The following is an 8669-nucleotide window of genomic DNA, read 5'->3' as shown; positions in this document are numbered from 1 at the left end:
GAACGGCCGCAACCGCGCCATCTGCTCATCGCTCAGCCAGAAAAGATTGCTCATCATGCCCCCATCAGTTCGGGAGCATGAATCACGCCGGCAAGGTGGTCGCAACCCGATTAATGGGTCCTGACCCTAAGAGAGGCCGCTTTATTTCGCTCCCTGCTTCCGCGCAGCAAGAAGGCTGGAAGTGCTGACCCGAACAGCATGGAGACGGACATCTCCGCGGACACGGAAGGCCACAACTTTTCCCTCAAGAACCGCCTTCGTCAACTCATCGGTTCGACCGCCATGACGTTGGCAGGTCGCCGCGATGGAAAGCACATCCTCGTGCAAGGTATCGTCAGGGAGCGGCAGCTCGGCGATGCGTTCAAGCAGTTTATCCAGAATGCGACGTGCGAATATTATTCGTCGCACGGCGCCCGGGGCGTTGGCAGGGATAAGAGGCGACAAGATCCCGGCCCGATACAAGGAAAGCGCCTGGCTGTGACTGCACCCGATGTAGTCTGACAAATGGGCGAGCGGGACTGCGGTCTCGTAATCGCGGATAAGCTGCTCCACCTCCTCTACAGGGAAGACAAGACGACCGGTTTCACCGTCCGTAGCCCCCGGGGGCACCAGGCCCAGCTTCTGCAACAGACGGGACATGCGCCGCCGGTTGACCTTCAGGGTAGTCGAGAGACTGATCACCGAATGCAAGCGCCTCTCGGTTACCGGCTTGCCCAGCAACCTTTCCCCTGGCGCATAGGCATCGTGGTTCAGGATGTGATTACGCAGGATGTCTCGAACCGGCCCGGGATCGATCAGCTGCGACCGACGATCCAGCCAATCGTATAAGGATCCATAGATCGCCAAAGGGCCGGCATGAACGGCAGTGGCCGAAGCGGCATCCCGGATCTCACCAAGAGCCGCATAGACCGCTTCGGCCCCTTGCTCATAGACCCCGAAACCTCGTTCCAGCGCAGTGTTCCGCTCCAGCCGGCGAAGCTGACCCAGACGGACACTATGCCCGTGCACGAGGATCGCCCCGAGCATCTCGGCGGCATTCAGGACCTGCTCGATGCTCTGGCCATCCAACCATTCGGACCAGGACGAGGACATCAGGCGTCCGTGAAGCCAAGACGCGTGTCGTCCAACCACGACGGAACATGTCGACGCGTCGGCTGCATCAAGCCCACCGGCACTCGTGACCGCGTCCTGGATCGACGAAAGCTTCTCCTGCTGGACTTCTACCAAGGAAGTGTGGTGTCGCCGGCAAACAGGGACCGGCAGGAAACACCAGATGATCCTGTGCCTCCATTCGACCGGCGGCCCATCCTCGCGCAGGCACTGCGGGCAGAACTGCCGCACCTGGGATGACAAGACGCTCCTCGAGAAGTCTTCCCCGCGGAAAGTATTGTGAGAGGAAAGTGCGCGGACGCTCCCTTTCTGCAAAAGGCCAATCTGCTCGCCTACGGCAGTGGCGAAGGTGGTCAGTTCCTCCGGATGCCCGGCAGCGAAACCAGGAAGGCTCACGCCGCAATCCTGAAGCAGGCGCGCCGAACCCTGCCCAGTGTGGAAGAAGGATAGGCGTGAGGCATAGGATTGCACGGTCTCACTGGGATCGTAGGGAACGCAAGGCGTAATCACTCTCATCAGCAACCACGTTCTTCGAGAAGCCTGCGCAGGTCCGACCACGCGACGCAATCAAACGGGCCAGGCCCACTTTCATCGCCGCCGTCCAGAACCCACGTTCTGCGAGCATCCTCGTTGCTTACAGCCGGCCCTCGATTGATCAGCGCGCGACGGATCGTCTTCTTGGCGAACAGGATCGACCGCCCCAAGCCACCCTTCTGAGAGAACACGATGCGTTCCGCAAAGAACGGATCATCCGGAAGCGCCAAGTCCAGCCTGTCACAGCACGCCGATATGAAGCGGTTCAACCGCTGCAGATCGCCACTATCTGCCAGAACGGGCCGGTGGCGCTGGCGCAGACAATAGCGGCGAAACGTCTCCGGATCCGATGCGACGCGCTCTTCGAGCTGTGGCACGCCGGACAGGATGACAGCGACAGCCCCCTCTCCCTGCAGCAGGTTCTTCAGTGTCTGGAGGGCGCCCGCTGCGTCGCGCCCCGCCCCTCCGCGGAGCAGGTGATGCGCCTCATCAATCCAAAGCAAGCCAATCTCGAACTTCTTGAGACGGTGACGAACCGTCGTCCAGGCCTCGTGGGCTTTCGTGCGCTCGGAGAGCCGGCCATACCCAGTGGCGGCCGCAATATCGAATGCAAGGCTCTTGATCGTGGCTTCCGGCGATACGGTAATATGAAGATAGTTGCCCGACGTGCCATCCTTCATTTCCACGAAGCCGGGCAAGGCCAACAGGTTGCGCTGGATCATCACGGACTTGCCGTCTCCGGATGCACCGATGACCTGCATGCCACGGGTTTCACCGTTCAGAGGATCACGGATGGCGATCGGCAGCAGCGCCCCCTCCGAGCCGACCTGAAGGATGTCCCGCAGGCACTCCTGAAACTCGTCGTCGCGCGCATTCTTGAGATAGCGGGCCTCCAACCAAGCAAGACGGCCGGGGAGGTCGTGCGGCACGGAAGGCGTCGCATGAAAGGTATGCTCGGTCATATGGCTCATTCCATAAGGTCTTCATCGTCTCCGGTGATAACCGGGGCGGCAGCCGCAGGGGCTTCCAGCTTGGCCATTGGCGACGCGAAGCTGCCAACTCCCGCTGCCGGGCCGGACGGGTCTATCACGCAGTCGAACAGATCCAGGTATTCGGGCGCGTCGAAGTCGCGCTCGGCCGTGGACATGAACCGCATGAAATCTGCCTCGTAGCGATTGTAGGTCCCGTCAGTAACGATGGTCGGCAGCAACCCCCGCAGGACTTTTCCTCGATGCGCGGCTGCATCCAGATCAGCCAGAGCCCGCGCCTTTACGGCATCTGAGCGGTCGCGCTCGCCGTCAAGCTTGTGCCGAACCATCATGAGGTCGTCGAACGATTTACCGATCCACATGGGATCCGCCGCAGTCACGCTCATCCAGCGGTCCTGCGCGATCTTGACGGAAATCGTTCCGATGTCGTGAGGCCACCAAGCTACTTCCAGCTCCTTTGGACGGCTGGATGACGCATAGAAGAACCTCATCAGCTCATCTGTCTGATAACGGATGTGCATCATTGTGATCCCGGAGGGACCGAGGCTGCGAGACCGGCGGATCCCGAAGACCTTGCGCAGTTCCTCGCGCGAGACAGCCTGTAGCCCGGAGGAAATCTGGGATTGCTTCCAAGCCTCCGCAGGCGTGCGCCCCAGAAGGCCGTCATGAGCCGTATTATGGTAGATATCGACGATCCACCGCACGAGCCAATGAAGGAATTCGTCGAGGGTCAAAGATACACGAGCGGCCGGGTCATTTTCACCGCGGGCAACCACGTTGCTGAAAGTGCGCCCCGCAAACCGCTGGGCAAAGCCGAGATGGATGGTCTTGAAGAGCCGCTCGACGAAGGGACGAAGCCAAGGCTTCCTGGCGGGTGCGCCGAGGTTGACAATACCAAGGGCTGCCAGCAGGTCGTAAACTTCATCACCGATGTAGTTCGGGCCTCGGTCCAGCACGATCATTTCGGGACGTCCGTGCATATCCCATGCTTCGAGCGCTCCAACGGCATCGGCGATTGGCGTCTTGTCCATGAAGATCATCTCGACGGTATCACGGAGGAGCGACGTCGTCTCGCCTGCTGCGATCTGCATGCCGACAATGCAGCGGGTATGAACGTCGATTGCCGCGGAAAGGGTGACGCGCCGTGTCGACCCATCCAAGCCAAGCATCGTCCGCTCCTCAGCGCGCAGCCAGTCCCACACACCAAGTCCCCTCAGGATAACCATTAGGTCAAAGGTATATTCGTCGATCTCGACCCGCTCGAGCGCTCGGCTGGTCTTCACACCGACGCCCAGAGCATGCATGTCGCGATACGCAGCTTTCAATCCACGCGTTCGGACAGCATGGTCGAGAGGGGCAAGCGCGTTGATCTCGTTGCGAACGTAGTCATATCCCGGCGTGGCGAGGAGCCGACCGGGCGGATTGGTCGACGCAGCTTTTTCGTTCTGAACCTTGAAGACTGCCTTGACGCTATCCACGATGGACTGGATCGAGCAGCGCTCTTCGTCCAGCCGCTGCCTGATAACCGACCAGGCAAGCGCTTTCTCGGCTTCGGTATGGCGGTTGCGGCGGTTTCCGCACCGGGCATACTCGTCGAACAAAGCGTTCTGGCCGCCCCGCCGAAAAGCACAATACCAGCGATGAATGATGGCGGCAGACTTCGGCGCAGATGACTGCGGCCCCAGATTCTCCTTCGCTCCACCTCGCCTACCTAATGCGCCAGCCTCCTTCTTGAGATACCGAACATAGTAGGTCGTGCCGAGACCGATAAGCATGTCACTGCGTTCGATGAAGCCAGCCCGAGTTTCATCCATGTCGCCGTCTGAAACCATCTGCTGCGCCGCCGAAACGTAGCAGTAGCGATACTTCATTCGCGCGATCTCACTCTGCGTGCGATGGCTCCGATCACGCTCCCCTTCGGCCGTTGCAGCAAGAGGGCGGCGGACGATACTCAACTTGCCGTGGAGATCGTAGCGGCAGAAATCCTCGTTCATCACGGTGTCGGAGATTGCCGGGAAAACCTCGCCGGTTGCGGGATCAACGAACTCATCCCAGACAACGAGACAGGAACTGGCGCGAATCTGTGCAACCTTGCCGCGACGCCTGTTCAGTTCGAAGACTGCACCCTCCTCGACCGGAACGTGCCCCGACACAACAAGCCGACTGCTACCTGCCCTCATGCCGCTGCCCTCGGATCATTCGCGGCGACAAGCGCATGGAGCTCAATGCGCTCTTTCCGAAGAAGCTTCAGGCCACCGCGCTGAATGGTTCGCGCGATACCAAAAAGGATGACTCCGTCATGACGTCCCTGCGTCATCAAATCCTCAATCACGACGGGCGCCCGGAGACGGGAAGCCAAGCGATCGATGATCCGATCCTCTTCCTGAACCGGTCGCCGCGCGGCATGAAACAACTGGGCATTCCAGAACTCTACCGGATGGATATGCCGTTCTGTCACGACAGTCAGTCGATCCACGACGTCGGGGACCGCTGCGGCTGCAATCGCCCTTACATTTGCAATAAAAGCCGGCTGCTCCGCCCTATAGGAAGGCTTGACAACCATCCCGAGACGGATACCTCCCTCGAAGGTCACCCGATAATCAAGGTAATGATAACCGATATCGCCATCCGGACGACGGAAGGAGATCGGCGCGATCTGCTCTTCCAGATCGACGAACCTCGGACGGTAAACGGTGCACAGCGCCACCTTGAACTCGAGCAGGCTTTCGAAGCGGACACGCCGCGGATGCTCGGCGCCGAAGACGAACTCGCCAACGAAATGGCCCTGTGAGGACTTCGGAATGGCGCGCGCTGCGCGACTGCCTGCCGGGTCGGGCAGATGAAACAAGGAATCCGTAAGCTTCATAGAGGTGGTTCCCTTCAAGTATAGGGTGCCAGCCCTGCTCCGGCGACCGGTGCAGGCTGGAATAGAACGAAGTTGCAGGGGATGCCGACGGAACCACTTGCGGTCTTCTATCGAGAGCCTACCTTGTTGGTCGATTCTACGGGCTCGCCCGTCGACTTTCCGCCCGGCCTCGTGCCGGGCTTTTTTTCTGACATCGTGCTTTCGTTGATGACCTCGTGTGGCAATTGATGTTGCCCTACTGATTCCGAGTCTTCTCGAAAGATGGAAGCCTCTTGACGGGAGTTATCCACAATGGCGTTCGAAAGAATCACCCCACAAACATCTGAAATTGTGTAATATTTTTTCGCAAATAGCGGGGGTGAGTGCGGTTCGAGGCCTGAATGTGCTGGGTTTTCTTAGCTCTACCACCGGCCGGTGAATACAGCGGCCAAGCAAGTCGCGCGGTTTTCGCAAGTTGGCGAAATGCGAGCGTCTAGCACTACGCGTAGCAGTGAGGAGCGATCTCCGCAGCCTTCTGCGAATCACCACGCCTCTTGAAGGGCGCCAACCGAGCGCCCCGCGAAACATCTGATATGGCCAGGTCCAATAAGAATCGGGAACCCCGAGGCACATGCCCACGCCGGATCGCAAGAGAGATCAGTAGGTGCAGGTGATCCTGTCCGCGCCCCGAGAAAGCCCTACGAGCGCAATGTCTCTGATCTGCATGAGCTGTCGAAAGTGAAACTTGCGGTCGGAAAGTCCAAGCCCCTGCCGAGCGAGAAGGTCATCAAAATCCAGAAGCGTCGTGTAGCAGGCTGCGATAACCACCTTCGGATCGAATTCTCTGACGTGGTTCGGCAACTCAAGCAGCTCGCAGATGGTTACGAAGTTCCCAGCTGAGGTGTGGAAGGCTGCCACGGAGGCGTCAAACCACTCAGTGGCGGATACTTGTTCGTTATCCGCCTGCTCCTTCGCCGTTCGCATACCCTGGAGCCGATGCTTAGGCCTGAGAACTGTAACCCCGCCTTTCGCTGCAAAGATCGTCACGCCCATGATCCGCCACAGATACGGTTCGTTCTTCAGTAATCCCCGATCATGCAGTGTCCTCTGGTCCGGAGTCATGGGCCATCGCAACGGGCTGCATGCGATACGCCAGTTGCCGGACGCCTATCAGTCCAGTGCAATCGAGATGGCATCGAACACAACCAGCGGATCCACCGGCTCGCGACCCACAGGCTTGGGTTGCGCCATATGCGTGGCAATCACGACATTCCGCTCAGGATTGATGTAGATGTTCTGCCCCTGGATGCCGATTGCGGCGAAAGCCCCATCGGCAATGGATGGTTCGGTCCAGCCCGGCCACCACATATAGCCATACTCGATGGTCTCTCCGCTTTTCAGTTTCTGCGGCTTACCGGCGGCTTCCGTCCATCCTTCGGGCAGGATGGTATTGCCATCGACTTCTCCGCCCTCCAGGAAGAACTGCCCAAAGCGGGCAAAATCACGTAGCGTGGCCGACAAGCCGCTGCCGCCAATCTCGACACCATCGGGGCTATCCAGCCACCAATTGGCATCGGATTCCATCCCGTAGGCCTGCCAGATCTTCTCTGCAAGATAGTCGGCCAGCGGCATGCCCACGGCGCCGTGAACAACTTCGCCGAGAACCTGAGTTTCTCCGGTAGAATAGGTGTGATGCGTGCCGGGATCATGCGCGCGTGGGAGCGCGGCCATCACCTCCATGGCCGAGCCGGGACGCTGTTCGATCTGCGCGCGCAACAGGTCGCGACGGTCGGAGTCCGGGTCCGTATAAGTCTCATTCCATTCCACGCCCGAGGCCATCAACAAGATGTCGCGGATGGTGACCCCGTCATAAGCGCTACCGGCAAGCGCCGGAACATAGTCGGTGACCATGTCATCCAGCCCCTGGATGTGACCATCGACGATCGCAGCGCCGACCAAGGTCGAAGTGATCGACTTTGCCACCGACATCGACATCCAGCGCGTCTCTGGCGTGTTGCCGCGCTGATAGTTTTCGTAGACGACCTTCCCATCTTTCAGAACGATCATGCCGGTGACGTTGTCGAGAGACATGAAATCGTACAGGTCATAGGATGCATCGCCGACCTGATAGCTGACCATTGCCGGCAGATCGACAGGTGAGCTGGGAAGCGGGCGGGGACTGTCGCCAGCCGGAATGGCCCGGGTGGGAAACAGGCGGTCGATATTGCGAAAGGTGTTTACCGCCATGTCTGGCGTCAGATGCCCGTTATAGACATCCTCGACGCTGCCAATGGGTTCGTCAGCGTGGGGATAGTCTTGGGCATGCAGGACGCCAGGCAGGGCCAAGCAGAGACTTCCCAGTGTCAGCAGGATACGCGTCCGATACAGCGGGCTGTGGGTCATTGCCGTCCTCCATCCGTTTTCCAGATGAGACTGCACTTTTGCACGATGTGCAAGCGGCGTTCCATCATGGCCTCTCGAAACCAGTGCGCAGCATGTCTCTGTGTTCGTGGCACCTCTGCCAAGGCAGCGTAACAGGAAGGCGCATTGGGCGCTCCGGACAGACCCGGGAGCTCGCTCGGTTCCTTTCCCCTATCAGAAAGAGGCGCCCTGCCCTGCGAAAGAAAGGAAACTTCCTCTATTGGTCTTACCAATCAGCTCAACTTACTTCGCTGCTGAATTTAAATCAATATATTGAACTATAATGATATTACGGAAGTTCATCCCCCAACAAGACCGGCTTGAAGCTGGGATATCCGTAGATGCGCGCACGGTAGGTTGACCAGTCTCCGCGATTGGTAGGAGCATTGCGTTGCTACGGGAGGGATGCCGGTGAACGAGGTTCTTGAGAGTGATGCACGACAGAGCGGTTCGGACCGCGTCGTATCGTATTTCAAGGACCGTATTCTGAAGGGAGAACTGAAAGTAGGCGACCGGGTAATGCCCGAGCGCGAACTGGCGCAACACTTGGACGTTGGCCGTCCATTGCTGCGCGAGGTGATGAAATCACTTGCCATGCTGGGCTTCCTCAACGTCCGGCAAGGAAGTGGAACCTACATCGCTAGGGTCAGGACCCATTAATCGGGTTGCGACCACCTTGCCGGCGTGATTCACGCTCCCGAACTGATGGGGGCATGATGAGCAATCTTTTCTGGCTGAGCGATGAGCAGATGGCGCGGTTGCGGCCGTTC

General features: G+C 59.2%; 7 protein-coding genes. 1 reads left to right on the top strand and 6 read right to left on the bottom strand.

Going from position 1 to position 8669, the window contains the following annotated elements; translation table 11 throughout:
• Positions 1 to 141: 141 nt before the first annotated feature.
• From QMZ16_RS16045 to QMZ16_RS16020, 6 genes are all read right to left on the bottom strand, one after another.
• Positions 142 to 1626 carry a TniQ family protein gene (locus QMZ16_RS16045; protein WP_282603997.1) on the bottom strand — a complete coding sequence of 495 codons (1485 nt, stop codon included), beginning with the start codon at positions 1624 to 1626 and terminating at the stop codon, positions 142 to 144.
• A complete protein-coding gene (locus QMZ16_RS16040; RefSeq protein ID WP_282603996.1) occupies positions 1626 to 2606 on the bottom strand; it encodes an ATP-binding protein in 981 nt (326 codons plus the stop codon). The genes QMZ16_RS16045 and QMZ16_RS16040 overlap by 1 nt, the downstream gene beginning before the upstream one ends.
• Before the next feature lie 5 nt (positions 2607 to 2611).
• The gene (locus QMZ16_RS16035; RefSeq protein WP_282603995.1) at positions 2612 to 4813 is read right to left on the bottom strand and encodes a transposase family protein; all 2202 of its coding nucleotides are present in this window, start codon (positions 4811 to 4813) and stop codon (positions 2612 to 2614) included.
• Complete coding sequence (locus QMZ16_RS16030) at positions 4810 to 5499, bottom strand: hypothetical protein (protein WP_282603994.1); 690 nt, start codon at positions 5497 to 5499, stop codon at positions 4810 to 4812. Before QMZ16_RS16030 ends, QMZ16_RS16035 begins: the two co-directional genes overlap by 4 nt.
• Before the next feature lie 636 nt (positions 5500 to 6135).
• Positions 6136 to 6600: a hypothetical protein gene (locus QMZ16_RS16025; RefSeq protein ID WP_282603993.1), complete on the bottom strand. Its 465-nt coding sequence runs from the start codon at positions 6598 to 6600 to the stop codon at positions 6136 to 6138.
• A 48-nt stretch (positions 6601 to 6648) separates the two neighbouring features.
• Positions 6649 to 7881 (bottom strand): serine hydrolase, encoded by a 1233-nt coding sequence (locus QMZ16_RS16020; RefSeq protein ID WP_282603992.1) that lies wholly within the window; start codon positions 7879 to 7881, stop codon positions 6649 to 6651.
• 429 nt (positions 7882 to 8310) lie between these two features.
• On the opposite strand from QMZ16_RS16020, the gene QMZ16_RS16015 reads away from it, so the two are divergent.
• The gene (locus QMZ16_RS16015) at positions 8311 to 8559 is read left to right on the top strand and encodes a GntR family transcriptional regulator (protein WP_282603991.1); all 249 of its coding nucleotides are present in this window, start codon (positions 8311 to 8313) and stop codon (positions 8557 to 8559) included.
• Positions 8560 to 8669: the final 110 nt, after the last annotated feature.

The organism is Paracoccus sp. PARArs4, from assembly GCF_947311865.1.
In the GTDB taxonomy this organism is placed as follows: domain Bacteria; phylum Pseudomonadota; class Alphaproteobacteria; order Rhodobacterales; family Rhodobacteraceae; genus Paracoccus; species Paracoccus zeaxanthinifaciens.
Note: the sequence above shows the minus strand (reverse complement) of the source record. Positions and strands in the feature narration are given on the sequence as shown.

Bases quoted from the DNA above. Each gene is read 5' to 3' on its own strand.
- QMZ16_RS16045 (WP_282603997.1), bottom strand. From the start codon at position 1,626: ATGAGAGTGATTACGCCTTGCGTTCCCTACGATCCCAGTGAGACCGTG.
- QMZ16_RS16040 (WP_282603996.1), bottom strand. From the start codon at position 2,606: ATGACCGAGCATACCTTTCATGCGACGCCTTCCGTGCCGCACGACCTC.
- QMZ16_RS16035 (WP_282603995.1), bottom strand. From the start codon at position 4,813: ATGAGGGCAGGTAGCAGTCGGCTTGTTGTGTCGGGGCACGTTCCGGTC.
- QMZ16_RS16030 (WP_282603994.1), bottom strand. From the start codon at position 5,499: ATGAAGCTTACGGATTCCTTGTTTCATCTGCCCGACCCGGCAGGCAGT.
- QMZ16_RS16025 (WP_282603993.1), bottom strand. From the start codon at position 6,600: ATGACTCCGGACCAGAGGACACTGCATGATCGGGGATTACTGAAGAAC.
- QMZ16_RS16020 (WP_282603992.1), bottom strand. From the start codon at position 7,881: ATGACCCACAGCCCGCTGTATCGGACGCGTATCCTGCTGACACTGGGA.